Consider the following 519-nt stretch of genomic DNA (forward strand, 5'->3'; position numbering starts at 1 on the left):
GATCTGGGGCTGGAAAATATTGGCCTGCAGCCAAACAGCCGCGGTCAGATTGAAGTGGACCGTGAATACCGTACCTCCATTGAACATATTTATGCTGCTGGTGATGTTATCGGCTGGCCGTCTCTGGCATCTGCTGCTTACGACCAGGGGCGCGCGGCTGCAGCTATGATTTCCTCACCGGAGGACTTCCGCTTCGTTGATACTGTGCCAACCGGTATTTACAGTATTCCTGAAATCAGCTCGGTCGGAAAAACTGAACGTCAGCTGACAGAAGAGAAAGTGCCGTATGAAGTGGGTCAGGCCTTCTTCAAAAACATCGCCCGCGCACAGATTACCGGTGAAGGCGTAGGTATGCTGAAAATTCTGTTCCATCGTCAAACGCTGGAAATTCTGGGTATTCACTGTTTTGGTGACCAGGCCGCAGAAATTGTGCATATCGGTCAGGCGATCATGGAACAGCCGGGTGAAGGTAACACTCTGCGTTATTTCGTGAACACCACGTTCAACTACCCGACCATG

Annotated in this window: 1 protein-coding gene; it reads left to right on the plus strand. The window is 51.3% G+C overall.

Annotation, left to right across the window (positions count from 1 at the left end; all coding sequences use genetic code 11):
• Nucleotides 1-519: FAD-dependent oxidoreductase (locus tag B2Z72_RS14200; RefSeq protein WP_297005125.1), on the plus strand; the 519-nt coding region annotated here is incomplete at both ends.

Source organism: Thalassolituus sp. UBA6592 (assembly GCF_002433655.1).
Lineage (GTDB): Bacteria > Pseudomonadota > Gammaproteobacteria > Pseudomonadales > Oceanobacteraceae > Venatoribacter.